The 23448-nt window shown below is 60.5% G+C and carries 19 protein-coding genes; 9 read left to right on the forward strand and 10 right to left on the reverse strand.

Annotated elements, in window-relative coordinates:
• Positions 1-42 precede the first annotated feature (42 nt).
• Complete coding sequence (gene phnY / locus G3O01_RS13670; protein ID WP_205805475.1) at positions 43-1500, reverse strand: phosphonoacetaldehyde dehydrogenase; 1458 nt, start codon at positions 1498-1500, stop codon at positions 43-45.
• A 13-nt stretch (positions 1501-1513) separates the two neighbouring features.
• Complete coding sequence (phnA, locus tag G3O01_RS13675) at positions 1514-2749, reverse strand: phosphonoacetate hydrolase (RefSeq protein ID WP_205805477.1); 1236 nt, start codon at positions 2747-2749, stop codon at positions 1514-1516.
• A 215-nt stretch (positions 2750-2964) separates the two neighbouring features.
• On the opposite strand from phnA, the gene G3O01_RS13680 reads away from it, so the two are divergent.
• The 5 genes from G3O01_RS13680 (at position 2965) to G3O01_RS13700 (ending at position 9611) form a co-directional block, all read left to right on the forward strand.
• Complete coding sequence (locus G3O01_RS13680) at positions 2965-4020, forward strand: putative 2-aminoethylphosphonate ABC transporter substrate-binding protein (protein WP_205805478.1); 1056 nt, start codon at positions 2965-2967, stop codon at positions 4018-4020.
• A 125-nt stretch (positions 4021-4145) separates the two neighbouring features.
• Complete coding sequence (locus tag G3O01_RS13685; protein ID WP_205805479.1) at positions 4146-5237, forward strand: putative 2-aminoethylphosphonate ABC transporter ATP-binding protein; 1092 nt, start codon at positions 4146-4148, stop codon at positions 5235-5237.
• Entirely contained in the window at positions 5234-6961 is a 1728-nt protein-coding gene (locus G3O01_RS13690) for a putative 2-aminoethylphosphonate ABC transporter permease subunit (protein WP_205805480.1), read from the forward strand. Before G3O01_RS13685 ends, G3O01_RS13690 begins: the two co-directional genes overlap by 4 nt.
• A gap of 34 nt (positions 6962-6995) precedes the next feature.
• Positions 6996-8126 carry a 2-aminoethylphosphonate--pyruvate transaminase gene (locus G3O01_RS13695; protein ID WP_205805482.1) on the forward strand — a complete coding sequence of 377 codons (1131 nt, stop codon included), beginning with the start codon at positions 6996-6998 and terminating at the stop codon, positions 8124-8126.
• Between the two features lie 96 nt (positions 8127-8222).
• Positions 8223-9611, forward strand: coding sequence for an FAD-dependent oxidoreductase (locus G3O01_RS13700; RefSeq protein ID WP_205805484.1), 1389 nt, complete (start codon positions 8223-8225; stop codon positions 9609-9611).
• 3 nt (positions 9612-9614) lie between these two features.
• Here the strand turns inward: G3O01_RS13700 and G3O01_RS13705 are convergent, their stop codons facing one another.
• Complete coding sequence (locus G3O01_RS13705) at positions 9615-10343, reverse strand: phosphonate utilization associated transcriptional regulator (RefSeq protein ID WP_205805487.1); 729 nt, start codon at positions 10341-10343, stop codon at positions 9615-9617.
• A 392-nt stretch (positions 10344-10735) separates the two neighbouring features.
• On the opposite strand from G3O01_RS13705, the gene G3O01_RS13710 reads away from it, so the two are divergent.
• A complete protein-coding gene (locus tag G3O01_RS13710) occupies positions 10736-11908 on the forward strand; it encodes a branched-chain amino acid ABC transporter substrate-binding protein (RefSeq protein WP_205805488.1) in 1173 nt (390 codons plus the stop codon).
• A 108-nt stretch (positions 11909-12016) separates the two neighbouring features.
• Here G3O01_RS13710 and G3O01_RS13715 read toward each other — a convergent pair whose 3' ends face one another.
• The 7 genes from G3O01_RS13715 to G3O01_RS13745 form a co-directional block, all read right to left on the reverse strand.
• A complete protein-coding gene (locus G3O01_RS13715; RefSeq protein WP_205805490.1) occupies positions 12017-12769 on the reverse strand; it encodes a FadR/GntR family transcriptional regulator in 753 nt (250 codons plus the stop codon).
• A gap of 172 nt (positions 12770-12941) precedes the next feature.
• Positions 12942-13694 (reverse strand): SDR family oxidoreductase, encoded by a 753-nt coding sequence (locus tag G3O01_RS13720; protein WP_205805494.1) that lies wholly within the window; start codon positions 13692-13694, stop codon positions 12942-12944.
• Between the two features lie 33 nt (positions 13695-13727).
• A complete protein-coding gene (locus tag G3O01_RS13725) occupies positions 13728-14468 on the reverse strand; it encodes an SDR family oxidoreductase (protein ID WP_205805495.1) in 741 nt (246 codons plus the stop codon).
• 32 nt (positions 14469-14500) lie between these two features.
• A complete protein-coding gene (locus G3O01_RS13730) occupies positions 14501-15697 on the reverse strand; it encodes an FAD-dependent oxidoreductase (RefSeq protein WP_205805502.1) in 1197 nt (398 codons plus the stop codon).
• A gap of 37 nt (positions 15698-15734) precedes the next feature.
• A complete protein-coding gene (locus G3O01_RS13735; RefSeq protein WP_205805504.1) occupies positions 15735-16568 on the reverse strand; it encodes an NAD(P)-dependent oxidoreductase in 834 nt (277 codons plus the stop codon).
• A 9-nt stretch (positions 16569-16577) separates the two neighbouring features.
• Positions 16578-18260 (reverse strand): hydantoinase B/oxoprolinase family protein, encoded by a 1683-nt coding sequence (locus tag G3O01_RS13740; protein WP_205805508.1) that lies wholly within the window; start codon positions 18258-18260, stop codon positions 16578-16580.
• Between the two features lie 14 nt (positions 18261-18274).
• Positions 18275-20374, reverse strand: coding sequence for a hydantoinase/oxoprolinase family protein (locus tag G3O01_RS13745; RefSeq protein WP_205805509.1), 2100 nt, complete (start codon positions 20372-20374; stop codon positions 18275-18277).
• 452 nt (positions 20375-20826) lie between these two features.
• On the opposite strand from G3O01_RS13745, the gene G3O01_RS13750 reads away from it, so the two are divergent.
• The 3 genes from G3O01_RS13750 (at position 20827) to G3O01_RS13760 (ending at position 23425) form a co-directional block, all read left to right on the forward strand.
• Positions 20827-21576: an electron transfer flavoprotein subunit beta/FixA family protein gene (locus G3O01_RS13750; protein WP_205805510.1), complete on the forward strand. Its 750-nt coding sequence runs from the start codon at positions 20827-20829 to the stop codon at positions 21574-21576.
• A gap of 27 nt (positions 21577-21603) precedes the next feature.
• The gene (locus G3O01_RS13755) at positions 21604-22536 is read left to right on the forward strand and encodes an electron transfer flavoprotein subunit alpha/FixB family protein (RefSeq protein ID WP_205805511.1); all 933 of its coding nucleotides are present in this window, start codon (positions 21604-21606) and stop codon (positions 22534-22536) included.
• A gap of 106 nt (positions 22537-22642) precedes the next feature.
• Positions 22643-23425, forward strand: a complete 783-nt coding sequence (locus G3O01_RS13760; protein ID WP_205805512.1) for a class II aldolase/adducin family protein — start codon at positions 22643-22645, stop codon at positions 23423-23425.
• Positions 23426-23448 lie beyond the last annotated feature (23 nt).

The following is a 23448-nucleotide window of genomic DNA, read 5'->3' on the forward strand; positions in this document are numbered from 1 at the left end:
GCCTGCATTCAGGCTGTCTCGTTCGCTCTATTCGTCAGACGTTCACCATGGCAGCGAATAGGTCTTGGTATTGGTGAAGCTCTTCATCGCCTCCTGCACGCCTTCCTTATAGCCTAGGCCGGAATCCTTGACGCCGCCGAACGGAGTGAGTTCGAGGCGATAACCCGGCACCTCGCGCACATTGACGCTGCCCACTTCCAGTTCCGAAACGAAGCGCGTGATGTAGTCGAAGCGGTTCGTGCAGATGGAAGAGGACAGCGCATAGTCGGTGCTGTTCGACATGTGGATCGCTTCGTCGATATTGCTGAAGCGCATGATCGGCGACACGGGGCCGAAGGTTTCATGCTTGACGAGCGGCATATCCGGACTCACGCGATCGACGACGGTTGGCGAGTAGAGCGCGCCATCGCGCTGGTTGCCGGCCAGCAGACGCGCGCCGCGAACGAGCGCGTCGTCCACCTGACGCTCGCAGAAACGCGCGGCGGCTTCGTCGATCACGGTGCCCATGTCGACGGATGCATCGGCGGGATTGCCGTATTTCCACGCGCGCGTTTTGTCGACCACGAGATCGGTGAAGCGGTCGGCGACGGCTTCATGCACCAGCATTCGCTTGATGGCCGTGCAGCGTTGCCCCGAGTTCTTGTACGAGCCCGATACGGCGAGCGTGCTGGCTTCATCGAGATCCGCGTCTTCCATCACGATGATGGGATCGTTGCCGCCCAGCTCCAGCACCGCGCGCCGATAACCCATGCGCGACGCAATCGATTTACCGATCGACACGCCGCCCGTGAAGGTGATCAGATCGATCGCGCGATTGGTGATCAGTTCGTCGGCGATCACGGCCGGGTCGCCCGTCACGACCTGCAGCATCTGCACGGGCAGGCCTGCTTCGTACAGGATGTCGGCGAGCAGATAGCACGACAGCGGCACCTTCTCGGACGGCTTCACGACGATGCGGTTGTTGGTTGCAATCGACGGCACGATCTTGTGCGCGACCTGGTTCATCGGGTGATTGAACGGCGTGATGGCCGAAATCACGCCGAGCAGCGGATCGCGCTGCGTGTAGACGCGCCGCTTCTTGCCATGCGGCGTGAGATCGCACGAGAAGATCTGGCCGTCGTCCTTCAGCACTTCGCCTGCGCCGAACACGAGCACATCGGCAACACGTCCTGCTTCGTAGGTCGAATCCTTGATGCACAGGCCGGCTTCCGCTGTGATCAGCGCGGCAATTTCCGCTGTGCGTGCGCGCACTGCATCCGCTGCGCGGCGCAGAATCGCGGCACGTTCGTAACGCGTGAGCGTGGGGCGATAGGCGCGCGCAACGGCGAACGCGCGGCGCACATCGTCGAGCGTCGCCTTCGGCACCGTGCCGACCAGCGCGCCGTCATAGGGGCTGCGCACTTCGATGACTTCATCGCGCCAGATCTTTTCGCCGTCGATACGCAACGCTTCGTGGCGAACCTGCGCGTGGGCTTTCGTCGTGTCTGCAATGGCGTTCATGAGCATGTCCTGATCACTGGAGATGGTTGAGTGCGATATCGATGACGTCGAAGTTGCGCAGCCGCGCGCGTTGCGCGGCGGACTTCGCGACGGGCTGGCTGAAGATCAGCGGCACGCTCTGTTCGGCGAGACCGCCGTGCGAGCGCAGCGGCGCGTCGAGCCCCGACAGGTCGTGCCGGATGCGCTGCGTGCCGAGCACGACGTCGCGCTTCGAGATCACGATCAGGTCGCCCATCCGCGCGGGCGGCAGTTCGAAGCGCTCGCAACCGTCTTCGCTGTTCAGCACGAGTTCAATGCCGGGTTCGGCCGCGAGCTTGCTGCGCAAGGCTTCGACATCCGCAGACTCCGGCAGATACACGGTCGCGAACGAACCGAGCGCGCCGTGATGCACGACGTACGGATCGGTGATAGGCAGGATCACGCGCGCCGCGCTCTCGCCGAGCCATTCGTCGAAGCGCTCCTGCAGATAGATCACGTTCGGCTCGCCGTCTTCGTTGTGTTTGGCGTTCATGCCGTGGTCGGCCGTGAGCGCGACGACGGCGCCGAGTTCGTCGAGACGTTGCAGATAGCCGTCCATCATCTGATAGAACGCGTTCGCACCGGGCGTGCCGGGCGCGCATTTGTGCTGCACGTAGTCGGTGGTCGACAGGTACATCAGATCGATCTCGCGCGTCTCCAGCAGGCGCACGCCCGCCGCGAAGACGAACTCCGACAGGTCCGCGCTATAGACGCCCGGCACCGGCTTGCCGACCAGTTCGACCACATGGTCGATGCCGTTTTCTTCGAGCGACGCCTCATCCGCCTTCTCCGATGAAAAGCAGATGCCCTTCAGCCCTTTGCCGAGCAGGCGCCGCAATTTGTCCTTCGCGGTGACCACGGCGACCTTCGCGCCCGCTTCGGCGAACCGCGCGAGCACGGTCGGCGCGACGAGGTACTTCGGATCGTTCATCAGCACCTCGGTGCCGCTCTCGCGATCGAAAAAGTAGTTGCCGCTGATGCCGTGCACGGCGGGCGGCACGCCCGTCACGATCGACAGGTTGTTCGGGTTCGTGAAGCTCGGCACCACGCAGTCGCCCTTGAGCGCGGTGCCCGGCTTCAGCAGCTTGCCGATGAACGGCGCGACGCCCGCGGCGGCCGCCATCTCCAGATATTCGTACGCGCAGCCGTCCACGCAGACCACGACGACGGGCCTGCGCATCCAGTTGTAGCGGCGGCCGTTCACTTCGACGGATGCAGGGGATGTGCTCATTCGCTTCTCCTTTGACCAGGGTAATCCTGTAAATGACGTGTGGCGTTGTGTGGCATTGTGCGGCAATACTTGACATTAAAATTGACGCTTTGTAGATTGTCAACAACAGACAACAACAAAGAAGTCCTCCGGGGAGCGCAGTAGTCGAAGCCGCATGTGCAGCGCTGGCCGTTTTCGTCGCTGGCCGCGACGCCACTCATCAAGGGGTCTGGAAAATGAAGGAAGGAGCGGGATTCAACGGTTGTAAGGCGTTTCTGAAAGTGGCGGCGCGCTGTGTGATGGCGGCGTCGATGGCGTTCGGTGTCGCGCAGGTGGCGCACGCAAAAACGCAGTTGCTCGTCTACACGGCGCTCGAAGACGAGGCGATGAAGCCGTACAAGGACGCATTCGAGAAGGCGAACCCCGACATCGAGATCCGTTGGGTGCGCGATTCGACGGGCGCGGTCACGGCGAAGCTGCTCGCCGAAAAGAGCAATCCGCGCGCCGACGTCGTGCTTGGACTGGCCGCATCGAGCCTCACGCTGCTCGATCTGCAGGGCATGCTGATGCCGTATCAGCCGAAAGGCTTCGACGCCCTGACGCGCAAATACAGCGACACCAACAATCCGCCGCACTGGGTCGGCATGGACGTGTGGGGCGCGACCATCTGCTACAACCGCGTCGAAGCGGAAAAGCGTCATCTGCCGAAGCCGACTTCGTGGGAAGACCTCGCCAAGCCCATCTACAAAGGGATGATCGTGATGCCGAGTCCGGTGTCGTCGGGTACCGGCTATCTCGATGTGACGTCGTGGCTGCAAACCTTCGGTGACGAGAAGGGCTGGCAGTACATGGACGCGCTCGACAAGAACGTCGCGCAATACGTGCACTCCGGTTCGAAGCCTTGCACGCTGGCGGGCACGGGCGAATTCCCGATTGGCATTTCATTCGAGTTCCGCGGCCATGAACTGCAGGCGCAAGGCGCGCCCATCGACCTGATCTTCCCGAAAGAAGGACTCGGTTGGGACATGGAAGCCACGGGCGTCATGAAGACCACCAAACATCCCGACGAAGCGAAGAAGCTCGCCGACTTCATGGCGAGCCGGCAAGCGAACGAAATCACCGCGCAATGGTGGGCGATCGTCGCGTATCCGGGTGTCGCGAAGAAGCTCTCCGGCATTCCCGACAACTATTCCCAGTTGCTCGTGAAAAACGATTTCGTCTGGTCCGCGAAGAACCGCCAGTCGATTCTCGACGACTGGCAAAAGCGCTACGGCAGCAAGGAACAGAAGTAGCGACGGGTCTCGTGTGAAGCGCGCGCATGTCATGCCTGTTGCGCGCTTCGGTCGGGGCGGGCGGCGCGTCGTGCATGTCGCGCGTGCTGCCGGGTTGCAGGAGAAAGGCGAAGCCGGAGGATCAGATGACAACGTATTTGAGCGTGGAGCAGGTTTCCAAGCGGTTCAACGACACGACCGTGCTGCAGGATATTCATCTCGGCGTGAAGAAGGGCGAGATGCTGTGTTTCCTCGGACCGTCGGGCTGCGGCAAGACGACCTTGCTGCGCATCATCGCCGGTCTCGAAACGCAGAGCGCCGGACGCATCACGCAGGACGGCCGCGATATCTCGCGCCTGCCGCCGCAATTGCGCGACTACGGCATCGTGTTCCAGTCGTACGCGCTGTTTCCGAATCTGACGATATTCGACAACGTCGCGTATGGCCTCGTGAATCGCAAGATGAAGCGCAAGGCGATTGCAGAGCGCGTGCATGAACTGCTTGCGCTGGTCGGCTTGCCCGACTCGCATCGCAAGCATCCGAACCAGTTGTCGGGCGGTCAGCAGCAGCGCATTGCGCTGGCTCGCGCGCTCGCGACGTCGCCCGGATTGCTGTTGCTCGACGAGCCGCTGTCGGCGCTCGATGCGCGTGTGCGCGTACGGCTGCGCCAGGAGATCCGGCAGTTGCAGCAGCGCCTCGGCGTCACGACGATCATGGTCACGCACGATCAGGAAGAAGCGCTGTCAATGGCTGACCGTATCGTCGTGATGAATCATGGTGTGATCGAACAGATCGGCACGCCGCACGAGATTTATCGCGAGCCTGCCTCGCCGTTCGTCGCGGATTTCATCGGCAAGGTCAACATGATTCCGGCCGAAGTGATGCGCGACGGCACGCTGAAGGCGGGCGAAATCGGGCTTCAATACGGCTGCGGGAGCGCGCAGCCGGCGGCGGGATCGAAGGTCTCGGCGTTCGTGCGACCGGAAGATATTCATATCAGTGTGCCTGGCAGCGCGCCTGACAACGTGCTGGCCGCGTCGGTGGAAAAGCTGGAGTTTCTCGGCGCATTCTGCCGCGTCAGCTTCAAGGTCGACGGACTCGCGGGACAGGAGATCGTCGCCGATCTGTCGTTCCATGAAATGCATCGCGCAGGCGTGCAAACAGGCGCGCGTTTCGATCTTGCCATTCAACGCGAAAACGTCTGCGTGTTCACGGCCGCGAAGGAGCGTCTGCAATGAGCGCCGTCCTGATCGAACGTCGCAGCGGCGAAGAAGCGCACGCCGAAGTGCGGCAAATCACGCATTGGCACGACAGGATCGCGCAGCTTGCGCTGTTGCTGATGTCCGCGTTGCTGGCCATGTTTCTGCTGGTTCCGCTCGCGCTCGTGATCGGTAAATGCTTTGTCGATGCGGACGGCCGCTTTATCGGGCTCGCGAATTTCAGCGGTTATCTGGGCAATTCGGCTGTCTGGACGTCGACGCTGCATTCGGTGACGGTTGCGTGCACGGTGACGGCGATCGTCATTCCGATGGCGTTCACGTTTGCCTATGCGTTGACGCGTTCGTGCATGCCGATGAAGAACGCCGTCCGCACAGTCGCGTTGCTGCCCTTGCTCGCGCCTACGTTGTTGTCTGCAGTGTCGTTCATCTACTGGTTCGGCAATTCGGGGCTGCTCAAGCCGCTGTTGCACGGACATTCGATCTACGGTTTCCCGGGTATTGTCTGCAGTCTCGTCTACGCGGCGTTTCCGCATGTGCTGATGATTCTCGTCACGGCGCTGTCGCTTTCCGATGGCCGCCTGTACGAAGCCGCCGATGCAATGGGCACTGGCAGTCTGCGCAAGTTCTTGACCATCACGCTGCCGGGCGCGAAGTACGGACTCATCAGTGCGACGATGGTGTCGTTCACGATCTGCATCAACGACTTTGGCGTGCCGGTTGTGATCGGCGGACCGTACACAGTGCTGTCGACGGATATCTACAAGCTCATCATCGGCTTGCAGGATTTCAATCGCAGTGCCGTCGTCAGTCTGCTTCTGCTGTGTCCCGCGCTCGTCGCGTTCGCTGTCGATTTCCTGATTCGCCGCAAACAGCAATCGCAACTCGGCGCACGTTCGACGCCGTTCCAGCCGAAGCCGTCGCGCGGCTTCGACATGGCGATGCTCGCTTATTGCGGTGTCGTCTGTCTGCTGATGATCGCCGTGGTCGGCATTTCGGTGTTCGCGTCGTTCGTGAAGTTCTGGCCGTATCAGATGAGCCTCGGTTTGCAGCACTACAAGATGGGCCTGATCGCAGCCGGCATTTTCGATGCGTACAAGAACAGTCTGCGGATGGCGACCTGTGTGGCGATCGGCGGCACGGCGATTGTGTTCGGCGGTGCGTATCTCGTCGAGAAGACGCGCGGTCCGCGCTGGCTGCGCGGCTTCATCAATCTCTGCGCGATCCTGCCGATGGGCGTGCCGGGGCTCGTGCTCGGCATCAGCTACATCTTTCTGTTCAATTCGCCTGCTAATCCTTTAAACGGTCTGTACGGCACGCTCGCGTTGCTCGCCATCGTGACGGTGGTTCATTACTACTCGTCGAGTCATCTGACGGCTGTCACCGCGCTGCGTCAGATCGACAACGAATTCGAAGCGGTGTCCGCTTCGCTGAAAGTGCCTTTCTACAAGACCTTCTGGCGCGTCACGGTGCCCGTCTGTCTGCCGTCGATCCTGCAGATCGCGCGCTATCTGTTCGTCAACGGCATGACGACGGTGTCCGCGGTTGCGTTCCTTTATTCGCCTGATACGCAGCCAGCTTCGGTGGCGATCCTGAACCTCGACGATGCCGGTCAGATCGGGCCAGCCGCCGCGATGGCGACGCTCGTGCTCGTGACGGCTGCGTTTGCGTGTCTGCTGTTTGCCGGCGTATCGCACGGTGTGTTGCGCCGAACCCAGGCATGGCGCACGTCGCGCCGTGGCTGAACCGAACTTTCATCATGTCCATCAAGGAGATGCCGTGAATCTGCCCCGTCAACCGATTTTGCTCACTCCCGGTCCGCTCACTACGTCCGACCGCACGCGCGAAGCCATGCTGCGCGACTGGGGATCGTGGGATGGCGACTTCAACCAGATCACCGCGCGCGTTCGCCGCGAGACGCTGCGCATCGTGCATGGCGAGGACACGCACGAGTGCGTGCCCTTGCAGGGCAGCGGCACGTTTTCGGTCGAAGCAGCCATCGGCACCATCGTGCCGCGCGACGGTCATGTGCTGGTGCCGAACAATGGCGCGTATTGCCAGCGCATCGCGAAGATTTGCCGCGCGCTCGGGCGTCGTCATCAGACCATCGACTATCCGGAAGATACGCAGGTCAAACCCGCCGATATCGACCGCCTGCTGGCCGCCGACCCGAGCATCACGCATGTCGCGCTGGTGCATTGCGAAACGGGCGCGGGCGTGCTCAATCCGCTGCACGAGATCGCGATGGTGGTGGCAAAACATGGGCGCAGCCTGATCGTCGATGCAATGAGTTCGTTCGGCGCAATCGATATCGATGCACGTCAGACGCCGTTCGATGCCGTCGTTGCCGCGTCGGGCAAGTGTCTGGAAGGTGTGCCCGGGATGGGATTCGTGATCGTCCGCCGCAGCACGCTGGAGCGCTGCGAGGGCAACAGCCATTCGCTCGCGATGGATCTTTACGACCAGTGGACGTACATGAACCGCACGACACAATGGCGCTTCACGCCGCCCACGCACGTCGTCGCGGCGCTCGATCAGGCCATTGCGCAGTACATCGACGAGGGCGGTCTCGAAGCGCGCGGTGGACGCTATGCGCGCAACTGCCGCGCGCTGATCGACGGGATGGCGGAACTGGGATTCAGGCCGTTCCTCGATCCGTCGATTCAGGCGCCGATCATCGTCACGTTTCATGCTCCGGATGATCCAGCCTACGACTTCAAGACCTTCTATCAGGAAGTGAAGAAGCGCGGCTACATCCTGTATCCGGGCAAGCTGACGCAGATCGAAACGTTCCGCGTCGGGTGTATCGGGCACTTTGGTGAAGCGGGTATTCCCGGCGCCGTGGCGGCAATCGCCGATACGTTGAAGGCGATGGGCATTGCGCAGGTGTCGTCGAAAGCGCTTGCCTGAACGGCAACGCTCGTTCGAAGACTTCGCGCGGGGTGCATGCGCACGAAGTCTTCGACATCACGGTGTTTGACACATACAACCAACTTGCGAGCAAACATGCGACCCTTCTGGATCGAACAGGCGCTTTTCTCCGATGGCGAACTGTCACCGGCCTTGCAAGGCGCGACGACTGCCGACGTGTGTATCGTCGGCGGCGGCTTTACGGGATTGTGGACAGCCATTCAAACGAAGCTGCTGAAACCCGACGCCGATATCGTGATTATCGAAAGCGATCTGTGCGGCGCGGGCGCGAGTGGCCGCAACGGCGGCTGCATGCTGACGTGGTCGACGAAGTTCTTCACGTTGCGGCGGCTGTTTGGTGAAGCGGAAGCGCTGCGGCTGGTGAGGGCGTCGGAAGACGCCGTGCATCGTATCCGCGATTTCTGCGCGGCACATCGTATCGACGCCGAACTGCGCATGGACGGCACGCTCTACACGGCGACATCGCGTGCGCAGATCGGTGCGCTCGATCCCGTTATCGCCGCACTGCGCGATCACGGCATCCATTCGTATCATGAGATTGCGCCTGATGAAGTTGCGCGTCGTTCCGGGTCCACGCGCAATCTGGGGGGCGTGTTCTCGCCGACCGCAGCGACGGTGCATCCTGGCAAACTCGTGCGCGGTTTGCGGCGCGTCGCACTCGAAATGGGCATACGCATCTACGAGCGCACGCCGATGCTTGATTTCACAAACGGCGAGAGCGTAACCCTACGTACGCCAGCGGGAAGCGTAACGGCCGGAAAACTCGTGCTCGCGATCAACGCGTGGATGGCGAGCCGTTTCCGGCAGTTCGAACGCACGCTTGCCATCGTTTCGAGCGACATGATCGTCACGGAGAAATGCCCTGAACTGCTGGCACGCAGCGGCCTTAAGGACGGCGTCTCGGTACTCGATTCACGCATCTTCGTGTACTACTACCGCAGCACGCCCGACGGACGATTGATGCTCGGCAAGGGCGGCAATACGTTTGCATGGCGCGGCCGGATTGCCCCCGTATTCGATCAGCGCTCACCATATGAAGCCGAGTTGACGCGCGGCCTGCATGCCTTTTTCCCCGCGTTGCGCGATGTGCCTGTGACTGCGAGCTGGAACGGTCCATCGGATCGGTCGGTAACGGGCTTCCCGTTCTTCGGCAGACTCGACGACGCACCGAATGTGTTCTACGGATTCGGCTATTCAGGCAACGGTGTGGGGCCGACGTATATGGGCGGGCAGATCCTGTCGTCGCTGGTGCTGGGACTCGACAACGCATGGACGCGCAGCCCGTTGACGCGCGGACCGCTGGGTCACTTTCCACCTGAGCCGATTCGCTACGTCGGCTCGATTACCGTGCGCAACGCGATCCGCCGCAAGGAGCGCGCCGAGGACGAAGACAGGCAGCCGTGGCTTGTCGACAGATGGTTGAGCCGCTTCGCAAGCGCGGCGGGTAAATCGGACAAGGCGTAGGTTTTACGCCTCTGCTGCCGATGTACCGTTCGAAGGCGTAGCCTCGATCCAGCGTTCATGCGCGCACCGCATTCTCGCCATGCCGTGCGCGACATGCTCGCGCACGAGCGCAACGGCGCGCTCTTCATCGCCGCTGGCGAGCGCATTGACGATCTTCTCGTGTTCGGCGACGGATTCGCTCAACGCGCTCTGATCCGTTTCGATCGCTGCCTGCCGCAGTAACCCGAGTTGCAACACGAGCTGACGATACGTCGCAAGCAGATGCTGATTGCCGACGCCTTCGACCATCGCGCCGTGCAACTGCACGTTGAGTTCGGTATAGCGCGCGAGATCGCGTGTTTTCTTCGCGGCTTTCATCTCCGCGATGATGTTCTTCAGTCTGGCGAGCGTGTCGGGCGGCATGTGATTCGCGAGCTTGCGCGCGACGGATTCGTCGAGCATCGCGCGCACTTCGTAAATCTCTTCCGCTTCGCGCAGCGAAACGACACGCACGATCACGCCGCGATTCTTTTCCGTCTTCAATAGCCCTGACGCTTCGAGTGCGCGGAACGCTTCGCGCACAGGGCCGCGCGACACGTTCAGGCGCGTGGCGATTTCGACTTCGTTGAGTTTTTCGCCGGGCGCGAACTCGCCGGAAAGAATGCTGCGATGAAGACTTTCCTGCACGAGCATCGCAAGCGATTGACGCCGAAGGAGCTCGAAAGCGAGTGGCAGATTGTTGTTGTCGTTCATGGAGATCGATCCCGGAATGTGAACGGTCGTACATCGTCTCCAGGAACATTGCGGCAGGTTGTGTTTATTGTCAACAAAACGCGTCACACCTTCATATTTTCTGCGCCCAGAGCATCACCCGGCGAGCGTTCGTCAACGAACGCATGCCCGTCACCAGCCCGCCCACGGCCAGTCGGCGATTCCCGACGCACCCTCGAAAACCCTGGATCAATCCGGTTTTTTGATGCGTTGACATATGACGTCTTACCTAATACCTTGTGTCCGTGGCGCTCCCGGAAATCACGCTCGCGGTCTACGCGGGTTGTCCGGTTTGGCCCGCCGTAACCGCAGCCGCGCGCGAATTGGCGCCGGACTGCCGCAGTCCATCCATTCGCAAACCGCTGAGGAAACACATGAAAACCGCGCTTTCATTCACCCGCTTCGCGTTGGCTATGTCGTTGGCTGCCGGCGCGCTCGCGTCCAGTCCCGCCGCGTTCGCGGACGACGTCACGATTGGCTTCGCAGCGCCGCTGACGGGCGGATCAGCGCACTACGGCGTCGATCTGAAGCGCGGCGTCGAACTCGCGCTCGATGACGCCAACGCGAAGAAGCTCGTGATCGGCGGGCAGCCGGTGCATTTCGTGCTCGACGCCGAAGACGATCAGGGCGACCCGCGCATGGGTTCGCAGGTCGCACAGAAGATGGTCGATTCGAAGGTCGTGGGTATCGTCGGACACTTCAATTCGGGCACCAGTATTCCGGCTTCGCGCATCTACAACGGCGCCGGCATTCCGATGGTTTCGCCGACGGCGACCAACCCGACGCTGACGTCGCAGGGCTTTGGCAACGTGTTCCGCGTGGTCAACTCCGACGCGCAGATGGGGCAGCTTGCGGGTCATTCGGCTGTCAACGCGCTCAAGGGCAAGAGCATCGCCGTGATCGACGACCGGACCGCGTTCGGTCAGGGCATGGCCGACGAATTCGTGAAGGGCGTGCAGGCGGCCGGAGGAAAGGTCGTCGATCGCGAGTTCACGCAGGACAAGGCCGTCGATTTCAAGTCGCAACTCACACGCATCAAGTCGTTCAATCCGGATGTGGTGTTCTGGGGCGGTCTCGACCAGCAGGCGGGTTTGCTGATGAAGCAGATGCGCCAGCTTGGCATCAAGGCCGTGATGCTCGGCGGCGGCAGCTTCGAGAACGAAACGTTCCTGAAGGTGGCGGGCGAGAGCGCGGAAGGCGCGATGTCGTGGGACTACGGCATTCCGCTGTCGAAGATGAAAACGGGCCGTGAGTTCGACGAGAAGATGAAGGCGAAGTACAAGGAAGGCGTGGTTGCCTATGCGCCTTCCGCGTACGACGCGACGTGGGTGCTGATCAACGCAATGCAGAAAGCCAATTCGACCGATCCGAAAGTGTATGGCCCGCTCGTGAAGTCGGTTTCGTTCGAAGGCATCTCCGGCAACATCGCGTTCATGCCGAATGGCGACATGAAGGATCCGACGGCGACTTTCTACAAGGTCGTGGGCGGCAAGTGGGTGCCACAGGCGGTTGCAGTCGGCGACAAGGTCGAGCCGCTGAAGAACTGATATCCGTGTGAATGTATCAACGGGCGACGCTGGAGCCTTTCAGGTTCCGCGTCGCCCGATTCATTTTGTCGCGCGATTAATTTGCCGCTGATACGAATAACGCGCAACTTACTCGGTGCGCGTGCTCGTCAGATTGTGATACCGCTCGAGGCTTTCGTTCAGATGGCGCCGCATTGCGCGGCGCGCGGCGCTTTCATCCTGGCGTTCGATTGCATCGAGAATGTCCGCGTGTTCGCGCTGAATGCGGCGAATGTACGTCTTGCGTTCCTTGGGATTCGCTTTCGCGTGCTTTAGCCGCAGATCTATGATGATCTCCTGGCCCAAGGTGCGCAGAATAGACGTGAAGTGCGGGTTCTCGGAACAGGTCGCGACGGCGAGATGAAATTCAAAGTCGGCGCGTGCGCATTCCTCGTCATTGTCGACCGCGACGATTTCCATGCGTGCATAAACCTCTTTCAACGCACGCAAATGCGCTTCAGAGCGGCGCTGCGCTGCATACGCCGCACATTCCGTTTCCACACCGATACGCAACTCGAGCACGTGCATCGAGTTATTCAGCGTGGTCGAATCGATGAAATCTTTTTCTTGCGAGAGGCTGGCCGCATCGGCGACGAATACACCGACACCGTGACGCGCGATCAGACGGCGCCCGAGTTTCAGCGACGCAACCGCTTCGCGCACGACAGTACGACTCACACCGAATTCAGTGCAGAGTTCAGGCTCAGTCGGCAATTTGGCGCCCGGCGCATATTCGCCACGATCGATTTTATCGTTCAGCGCCTGAATGACGAGTTCGGTCAGGCTGCGGCGTTTTCCCGAGCTCGCGGCCGATTTAAGGAGGGTTTCAGCGTCCAGAGTCATTCCGTGTGCTCCACACCGGATAAAGAACTCTGCAATTTACGGCTGCAGACATACCGCGACGGCGCAGTATGTTTTTGTGTGACCTGCGCCGTATGACATATTATGACTTTACCACAGCGGTGGTCGGCTCGCCGCCGCCCGTGTGCCAGACGGGGCGAGACATTGCGATAGATCAGGCGTAGATATAGCCGCCGCTGACGATCACGTTTTCGCCCGTTGCATAGCTGTTGCGCGCGCTTGCCATCATGACGACCCACTGCGCGATTTCTTCGGGTTCTGCTGCACGTCCCAGCGGATTCGCGGCGGCCAGTTCACCGAGGAAGCCTGCCTTCTTCGCCTTGTCGGTGGCGAACCCTGCGGGCGCGACGGAGTTGACAAGAATGCCGTCTTTGGCCACTTCCTGCGCGAACGATTTCGTCAGGCTCACGACAGCCGCTTTCGTCGCGGCGTAGTGCGCATTCTGCGGATGTGCCTTGAACGCATCGACTGATGTGATATTCACGATGCGGCCCGCCACATGCGCCTCGACCTTCGGACGGCTGCGCATATGTTCGATTGCTGCGACCATCATGTGATAGGTGCCTTTGATGTTGACGGCGTTCTCCAGATCCCATTCGTCGTCGGAGATGTCGAGGATCGGGCGGCGCGGATAGATTGCCGCGCTATTGATCAGGCAGTCTACGCGGCCAAGCGATTCGAGTGCCTTGCGAAACACTTCATGCGCGCTGCCTTTGCGCGTGATATCGCCGACTGCACCGAACACGGTATGACCTTGCGATTTCAGCGCGCTCACGGCTTCGTCGAGCAGCGGTCCGTTCTTGTCGATCAGCGCAATGCTTTCCGCACCCTCGGCGAGCATCAGCTTTGCGACGGACAGACCAAGACCGGAAGCGCCGCCGACGATAACAACTCGTTGATTCTTCATGATTCGAATGTGTCCTGTTTCAAGGTGCGTGAATTACTTGACCGATACGATCTGCGAGCCGCCCGCGGCCTGGTCGGTCGGGAACACTTCCATGCGCGACACGTCGACGGCGTCGGGCAGTGCAATTGCTGTGGCGATCAGTTCGGCGATGTTCTCGGGCTGGATCGAACGATAGGCGTCGTAGAGCTTTTCGTTCGCGCCTTCTGCGCCGAGTGCCGTGCGATACAGACTCGTTTGTACGCGGCCTGGTGCGATTTCCGTGACGCGGACTTTGGTGCCCAGCAGATCACAACGCAGCGAATCGCAGAACATGCTGATGGCCGCTTTGGTTGCGCCATAGACAGCGGTATTCGGATGCGGAAAGCGTCCCGCGCTAGAGCCGATGAAAAACAGATGACCACGCTTGCGTTTGATCATGCCGTCGAGCGCCATATGCGCGAGGCGCAGCGGCGCGCGCAGATTGATATCGATCATGCCGTCGATATCCGCGAGTTCGCTTTCGTTGAATCGCGCAATAGCGGGCAGCAACCCCGCGTTATTCACGACGATGTCGATCTCGACGCGCTCAAAGAGATCGCGCAACGGCGCCGTGTCATGCAGATCCAGTGCGATCGGCGTTACGTTGCATTCGCGTGCGAGTGAGTCTAGTGCTTTGGCATCGCGCCCGAGTGCGTAGACCTGAAGCCCGTCATTGACGAGACGCTGTGCAACAGCACGCCCGATGCCACTGGATGCGCCCGTCACCAGCGCGCTTCGATACGGATGAGAAGTCATATTGTCAGTCTCTGCAAATAGTGACGATGCGCTCAGATCACGCCTTCTTCGAGGAAAGGCTTGTTCTCGATGACACGTTCATAGCCGAGCGGCGAGAGATCGAGCGAGCGGAACGCGCCATAGGTAATCCATTCGCTCAAGCCCCGGCCAATAGCAGGCGATTGCTGCAAACCATGTCCGCTAAAGCCATTGGCAAACAGGAAGTTCTTCACTTGCGGATGCGGGCCGACTATCGCGTTGTGATCCAGCTTGCAGAAGTCGTAGTGACCTGCCCACGAATTGACGACCTTGATCGCTTCGAATGCGGGAATGCGTTCAGCGAGCGCAGGCCAGATGATCTCGTCGAACTCCGAGTGAATCACGTCGAAGTCATCGACGTCAGCGAGCGGATCCGGTTCGGGATAGCAGCCCGTCAGGTAGTACTGGCCTTCGGGGCGGAAGAAGATGCCTGTCGTGTCGATAGTGAGCGGAACCGTGCCTTGCAACGGCGTGCGGCAATCGAATACGAACAGACAACGCTTTCTCGGCTCGACGGGAATGTCGAGGCCCGCGAGACGTGCCATCGCCGGACCACGTGTGCCTGCAGCATTCACCATCAGGCCACAACTGATGGATTCGCCGCTCTTCAGTTTGACGCCGGTGACGACAGAACCTTCGTGCAGTACATCGACGACTTCGTTTTCGATGTACTCAATGCCGAGCGAACGTGCCTTGCGACGCATGCCCTGAAGCAGGCCATAACTGTCGAACCAGCCTTCGCCGCTTTGTCCGTACACACCGTTCACGAGATCTTCTGTCTTTAGCCACGGAAAGCGCGCCTGCAATTTCTTCTGGTCGAGCAGGGCGACGTCGGCACCGCATTCGCGCTGCGTCGCGTAATTACGTTCGAACATCGGCGCGCTCTTCGCATCGCCGAGATACAGATAGCCGTTTTCCTTGAATCCGAGTTCCGGAGCGTCGCCATCGACGGCCACGCGTTCATGGAAATTACGAATGAACTCCGTGCCGAACTGCGAGATCCTGATGTTCAGCGGATTCGAGAACTGATGACGGATCGACGCGCTCGATAGCGCAGTCGCGGACTTCGCATAAGTCCAGTCACGTTCGATCACCAGTACCGAGCCGTTGAAATCCGGATTGTTCGCGAGAAAGTACGCGGTCGCGCTGCCGACCACGGCGCCGCCTACGATCACCACGTCATAGTGAGACTTTGATGCTTGCTGTGCCATCTCAATGCTTCCAGAAAGTCGATCGGTTTAGCGGCGCTTACTTGTCGTTCGGTTTGTCTTCGAAATGGCCGTCAGCGGCGAACTGGCCACCCTGAAAACGCACTGCCGGATGTCGCGGGTCGCCGATGGGCGTGTTCGCATAGACCTCGGCGCGATACGCGTCGGCGGAATCCTGCGGGTGGTAGCCGAGATAACCGGCTTGCGTGTTGTCCCAGAAGTTCGCGCTGTTGTTCGAGTTGCCATAGACGATCATGTGACCGACGCTTGGCGTCATGATGGCCTGAATGCACAGATGCGAGAAGTCATCGTAGGAGAGCCACGTCGCAAGCATGCGCCGGTCCACCGGCTTCGGAAAACACGAGCCGATGCGCACGCATACCGATTCGAGGCCGAACTTGTCGAAGTAGTAGCGCGAGAGATTTTCGACGAACGTCTTGCTCACGCCGTACAGACTGTCGGGGCGCTGCGGCACGTTGGCGTCGATGGTCTGCACGCATTCGTAGAAGCCGATCGCGTGCACCGAACTCGCGTAGATCACGCGCTTTACGCCTTCCTGGCGCGCCGCTTCGTAGATGTGATAGCTGCCGACGATGTTCGAATCGAGGATCACCTGGAAGGTGTTCTCACGCGGTGCGCCACCCAGATGAATGACCATGTCGACGCCTTTCATCATCTCGAACACGGCGTCGCGGTCGGCCAGGTCGCTGACGAAAAGACGTTCGTTCGCGCGGGCTTCGCCGAGCGGTTCGCGATCATTGAGTGTCAGTGTTTCGGCATAAGGGCGCAGCGATTCGCGCAGCACAGAGCCGAGCGCGCCAGCAGCGCCCGTGATCAGGATGTTCTTGAAAGGAGGCTTGGTGATGTCGGTCATGTCAGTTCCTTAGTGGCTCGCCGATGCGTTGAGCGTATCGAGCGTGAGGCCATAGTCGTCGCGCAATTGCGCTTCGGAGATGTACTCGTTGCGGATGTCGCGTAGCAACGCATCGTGATCGCGCTGTTCCGGCGATCCGACGCCACCGCCGCCAGGCAGCGACAGCGTCACGCGTTCATGCTCGCCGACCGCCTGCGTGCCTTTGCCCTTCATCTTCGTGCCGTCGGACAGCGTGACCTGGCCTGGCGCGCCTGAATGACCGCCCGACTGTCCACGCGCAGGGTGATCGATACGATCGAACATCGCGTTGAAGCGGAAGTGATAACCGGCACGTGGCCCGATTTCGACGATCTGCCCGAGGCCGCCGCGCAGCTTGCCTGCGCCGCCCGAACCCGAGCGCATTTCCTTGCGCCACACGACGATCGGTCCAACCTGTTCGGTAGCTTCGACCGACATCGCGTGCACGCCGCTCGGAAACGCCGTTGCGGACAGGCCGTCCAGTTCCGCGCGCGCACCTGTGCCGCCGCTGTTGAACATCAGGATTTCGCTGCCTTTCAGGCCGGAACCTTCTTCGACGGGACGTGCGCTGACATGAAGATTCCACAACGCGCCTGAGCCTTCGGCAGGTACGCGGTCAGGCAGGATCTTGTGCAACGCGCCGAGCACGAGATCCGGCACGAAGTGGCCCAGCACGTGACGCACGGCGACAGGGCTAGGCCGTTGCGCATTGAGAATGCAGCCAGCAGGCGCCTGCACGCGGAACGGCTCCAGCGATGCCGCGTTATTCGGCACTTCCGGCGCGATGATGCACTTCAGTCCATAGCACGCGTAAGCCTTTGCATAGAGCAGCGGCACATTGATGCCGAAAGGACTGGCGGGCGACGTCCCTGCAAAGTCCGCAAGCAGATGATCGTTATCGACTGTCAGCGTCACGTTGAGCGTAACGGGCTTGTCGTAGCCATCGAGTGTCATCGCGTTGGTCTGCGTGCCCTTCGGCAGCGCGGCGATGCGTTCGAGCGTCGCTTCACGGCTGCGCGTCAGAATGAATTCGCCGATGCCTTCGACATCCTTCAGATCGAATTCCTTCAGCATTTCGAGCAGACGCTTGTGGCCCGTCTCGTTGCACGACGCGAGCGCATACAGATCGCCGACAACCTTATCGGCCTCGCGCACGTTATTGCGCAGAATGTTGATCAGATCGCGATTGACTTCGCCGCGCTCGATCAGTTTCATGATCGGCACGAACAGGCCTTCTTCATAGATCTCGCGCGAGTCGGGACCGAAGCCGCGTCCGCCGATATCGACCACGTGCGCGGTGCTGGCGAAATAGCCGATCAGTTCGCCGTGATGAAACGACGGAGACACGACCGTGAAATCGTGAAGATGACCCGTGCCTTTCCACGGATCGTTGGTCAGGTAGACATCGCCTTCGTACATCCGGTCGATGCCGATGTCGTTCATGAAATGCTCGACGGCTTCCGCCATCGTATTCACGTGGCCGGGCGTGCCCGTCACGGCTTGCGCGAGCATGCGGCCGCGCTTGTCGAAAATGCCCGCCGAGAGGTCGCCCGCCTCGCGTACGCTGGTGCTGAATGCCGTGCGGATCAGCGCCATCGCCTGTTCTTCCACCACGGAAATCAGGCGGTTCCACATCACTTGCATGTGGATGGTGTCGAGATTGCCAAGGGACATGGTTCTACTCCTGATCAACGGTTGGCATTCGGGTCTTTGGCGACGACGAAGAGGCAACCGTCCGGCTGCACCATCGCATCGAAGGACGAGGTGACGAGCGTCGAAGTTTCCGGTTCGACGATGATCGTGGGGCCCGTCACGCATTCGCCGACCTTCAGCGTTGCCCGTTCGACAATCGCGGCCTCGACGAAACGATGCAACGCTGCGTCGAAAATCCGGCGCGTTTTTGCGGGCGTCACGGTATCGCGGGAAGTGACGAGGCGCAGGCGTTCGACGGGCGGCATCGGCGAGCTTGCCTTCACGGCCCAGCTGACGATCTCGATGTCGAGACCATCGATAGGGCGGCCGAAGAACTGCGTATAAGCCTTGGTAAAGGCATCCGTGAAGGTCGCACAATCTTCGGCACTGAAACGGCGAGGCGCGATCATCACGGGGATTTCCCAACCCTGGCCGACGTAACGCATGAAGGCCTTGATCTCGACGAGTGGCTCGGCGTCGCCCGAGCCTTGCCGCGCGAAGTGGACGGCTTCTTCGCTGAGTTGATCGACGATTTCGTTGAGCGCGGCGGGGTCGAATTCGCTGAAGCGCATGCTCGCGCTGCGCACGCTTTCGTAACCGAACGGTGCGCGCAAAAAGCCGATGGCGGAGCCGACGCCTGCACCCGGCGGCACGATGAACTTGCGGATGCCGCTCTTCTCGCACAGACGCGCCGCGTGCAGCGGGCCGGCGCCGCCGAAGGTGATCATCGTGTAGTCGCCGATGTCCTTGCCGCTTTCCACAGCATGCACGCGCGCCGCGTTGCTCATGTTTTCGTCGACGACTTCTGCCACGCCGTAGGCCGTTTCTTCGGCGCTCAGATTGATCGCGCCGCCCACTTCGCTGACGAGCGCCGACGCTGCGTTGTCGGTGGAAAGCGGAATCGTGCCGCCCGCGAAATTGGCAGGATCGAGGCGGCCGAGCAGCAGGTCGGCGTCGGTGACGGTCGGCTGCGTGCCGCCGCGCTGATAACACGCGGGGCCGGGCTCTGAAGCCGCGCTATGCGGGCCGACACGAATCTGGCGCATCACGTCGACGGAAGCAATCGAGCCGCCGCCCGCGCCGATTTCGACCATCTCGACGACTGGAATCGAAATGGGCATACCGCTGCCTTTCTTGAAGCGATACGTGCGCGCGACTTCGAATGTGTTGGCCGTCTTAGGCGTGAGATCGTCGATCAGGCAGATCTTGGCGGTGGTGCCGCCCATGTCGAACGACAGCACGCTGTTCAGGTCGTAGCGCGCGGCAATGTGCGCGGCGAAAATCGCGCCGCCCGCCGGACCCGATTCCACGAGTCGAACGGGAAATGCCGACGCGCTTTCAATCGACACGATCCCGCCGCCCGAGTGAATGATAAAGAGCGGACAGTCCGCGCCTGCTTCGCGCACCTTGCCGAGGAGCCGGTCCAGATAGGACTTCATGATGGGGCGCACATACGCGTTCGCGCACACCGTATTGAAGCGTTCGAATTCTCGGATCTGCGGCGACACTTCGCTGGAGATCGACACCGACACATTGGGCAGGCGCTTTTCGATCGCGTCGCGCATCGTGCGTTCATGCGCGCCGTTCACGTACGCGTGGATGAAGCCGATCGCGACGCTTTCGTAACCGCCTTGCTCGATACGATCGACGATGGATGCGATCTGCGCTTCTGTCGGCGCGAGCAGGATGCCGCCTTGGGCGTCGATACGTTCGCCGAGCGTGAAGCGGTCGCAGCGTTCGATCAGCGGAGGCGGCAGCTTGATGTTCAGATCGTACTGTTCGAAGCGGTTTTCCGTGCGCATCTCGATCGTGTCGCGAAAGCCTTCCGTCGTGATGAAGGCGGTTTTCGCGCCGCGTCGCTCGATCAGTGCGTTAGTGGCGAGTGTCGTGCCGTGGATGATCACGCCGATATCTTTCAGACCAATGCCGGCCTTTTCCGCAACGATGCCGATGCCCTTGATGATGGCGCGTTCGGGCGCCGTGTAATCCGTCAGCACCTTGGTGGAAAAGAGCGCTCCACCGAGTTCCAGCGCAACGTCGGTGAAGGTCCCACCGATATCAACACCTACTCGTGCCTTGTCGTGACTGGCCACCATGACTCTCCTGATCAAAACCATGACATGCGCCGGACGTGCGTGGCCCGGCGGGAAATCCGTATCACGAACCCCGTTTGCGCCTGCTGACGACATGATGCGCGCGTCAAAACCGGGTGCATCGTCGCCTGTCTTGAGGAGCTTCGGAGCGATGTTTTTTGTTCGTTGACATATGATGAGTGACGTCTTACAGTGGTGTCAACACGAACAAATTAAATTCTCGCTATGAAGCTATTTTTCGGTGCGTGGATGTGTTTGTAAAGCTATGTTTTGTAATGATTTATAGGGTTTTCTATGGGTTTTTCCTGCGTCTTTGAAAAGCACTGGACGGCGTGTCCGGCGAGAGTGCGGTTCAGTGGAAAAATTGCGGTTTTTGATCGATTTTGAATAAGTAGCGCTGGCCCGGTCGCAGCGACTGTTTGCGGGAATCCGGGGTAACGGCAAAGGGATAGACGATGAAGGTTCTGGTGCCAGTGAAGCGGGTCGTGGATTACAACGTGAAGGTTCGCGTCAGGTCGGATGGCTCGGGCGTGGATATCGCGAACGTGAAGATGTCGATGAACCCGTTCGATGAAATCGCGGTTGAAGAAGCGGTGCGGTTGAAGGAAGCGGGTGTCGCGACGGAAGTGATCGTCGTGTCGGCGGGCGTTGCGCAATGTCAGGAAACGCTGCGCACGGCGCTGGCGATCGGCGCGGACCGCGCTGTGCTGATTGAATCCGATGAAGCGTTGCAGCCGCTGGCGGTCGCGAAGCTTTTGAAAGCGCTGGTCGACAGGGAGCAGCCGTCGCTTGTGATTCTTGGCAAGCAGGCGATCGATGACGACGCGAACCAGACGGGCCAGATGCTGGCTGCTTTGGCTGGTTTGCCGCAGGCGACGTTTGCATCGAAGGTTGTCGTGGCGCACGGCAAGGCGATCGTGTCGCGTGAAATTGATGGCGGCGCGGAGACGGTATCGCTGACGCTGCCCGCTGTTGTCACGACCGATCTACGCCTGAACGAGCCGCGCTACGTGACGCTGCCGAACATCATGAAGGCGAAGAAGAAGCCGCTGGAAACCGTGAAGCCGGAAGATCTGGGCGTCGATGTCACGCCGCGTCTGATGACGCTGAAGGTCAGCGAGCCGCCGAAGCGCCCGGCTGGTGTAAAGGTCGCCGACGTGTCCACGCTTGTTGCGAAGCTCAAGACGGAAGCCAAAGTGCTTTGAATATTCGCGCACACGGAGACGAATGAAATGACGATTCTGGTAATTGCTGAGCATGACAATGCTTCGATCAAGGCAGCGACGCTGAATACGATTGCTGCTGCACAGAAGATCGGTGACGACGTGCATGTGCTGGTCGCTGGCCACAATGCGCAAGATGTGGCTGAGGCGGCTGCGAAAATCGCAGGTGTCTCGAAGGTGCTGCTGGCTGATGCGCCACAACTCGCCGAAGGCCTTGCGGAAAACATCGAAGCAACGGTGCTGACCATCGCGAAGGACTATTCACACATCCTCGCTCCGGCTACGGCGTACGGCAAGAACATCGCGCCGCGCGTCGCGGCAAAGCTCGACGTTGCGCAGATCAGCGAGATTACCGCCGTAGTCAGCGCCGACACGTTCGAACGCCCGATCTACGCTGGCAACGCAATCGCGACAGTTCAATCGCAAGACGCGATCAAGGTCATCACGGTGCGCGCGACGGGCTTCGATCCTGTTGCTGCGGAAGGCGGCAGCGCATCGGTCGAGAAAATCGAAGCAGCCGCCGATGCAGGTATCTCGCAGTTCGTTACCCGCGAAGTGACGAAGCTCGACCGTCCGGAACTCACGAGCGCGAACATCATCGTGTCGGGCGGACGTGGCCTTGGCAGCGGCGAGAACTACACAAAGGTACTCGAACCGCTAGCGGACAAATTGCAAGCCGCTTTAGGCGCATCGCGCGCAGCGGTCGACGCTGGCTACGTGCCTAACGATTATCAGGTCGGCCAAACCGGCAAGATCGTCGCGCCGCAACTGTATATCGCCGTCGGCATTTCAGGCGCGATCCAGCATCTCGCCGGCATGAAGGATTCGAAAGTCATCGTCGCAATCAATAAGGATGAAGAAGCGCCGATCTTCAGCGTCGCGGATTACGGCCTCGTCGGCGATCTGTTCGACATGGTGCCGCGCTTCACGAGCGAAGTGTGAGCCTGTTGCGATTCACAAATTAGAGCGGGCGCTGGCCGGAAGAGGATTCCACCCATGCGCCGCGTCACGAAAACGTCGTTGTTCCCGAACCCGGAGTGCATTCAGCATGATTTCCACGACCGATCCACACGTCAATCGCAAGCCCCGCAATATTTCTCAAGCCGAGTGGGACACGCGTGTTCAGCTTGCTGCAGCTTATCGACTCGCGGCGAAATTCGAACTCACTGACCTGATCTACACGCACATCTCCGCGCGCGTGCCGGGCACCACCGATCAGTTCCTCATCAACCCGCACGGCTGGTTCTTCGACGAGATTACGGCATCGTCGCTGGTGAAGATCGATGTGGACGGCAACCCCATCGGCGACGACCGGTTCGAAGTCAACGCCGCCGGCTTCACCATTCATAGCGCGCTGCACCAGGCGCGTCACGATGTCGAATGTGTCGTGCATCTTCACACGACTTACGGCATGGCCGTCGCGGCGATGGAGTGCGGTCTGCTGCCGCTGAACCAGATCAGCATGCAATTCTACAACCGCGTCGCATATCACGAATACGAGGGCATTTCGCTCGAACTCGATGAACGCGAACGCATCGTCGAGTCGATCGGCAAGAAGGATTACCTGATTCTGCGCAATCACGGTTTGTTGACGACGGGCCGTTCGGTGGCGGAGGCGTTCACGCGCATGTACTACCTGAACAAGGCGTGTGAGATTCAGGTCGCTACGCTGTCGGCTGGGCAGAAGGTGGTGATTCCATCGCCGGAAGTGTGCGAGCACGCGGCGAAGCAGCACGATAACTACGCGTATCTCGACACCGTGCATCTGGACCGCGAATGGACCGCGCTGTTGCGATTGCTCGATCGCGACGGCGGCAACTACAAGGTCTGATACGCGCAGACGGCGTGGCATGC

This window comes from Burkholderia sp. Ac-20365 (genome assembly GCF_017104715.1).
Taxonomy (GTDB): Bacteria; Pseudomonadota; Gammaproteobacteria; order Burkholderiales; family Burkholderiaceae; genus Paraburkholderia.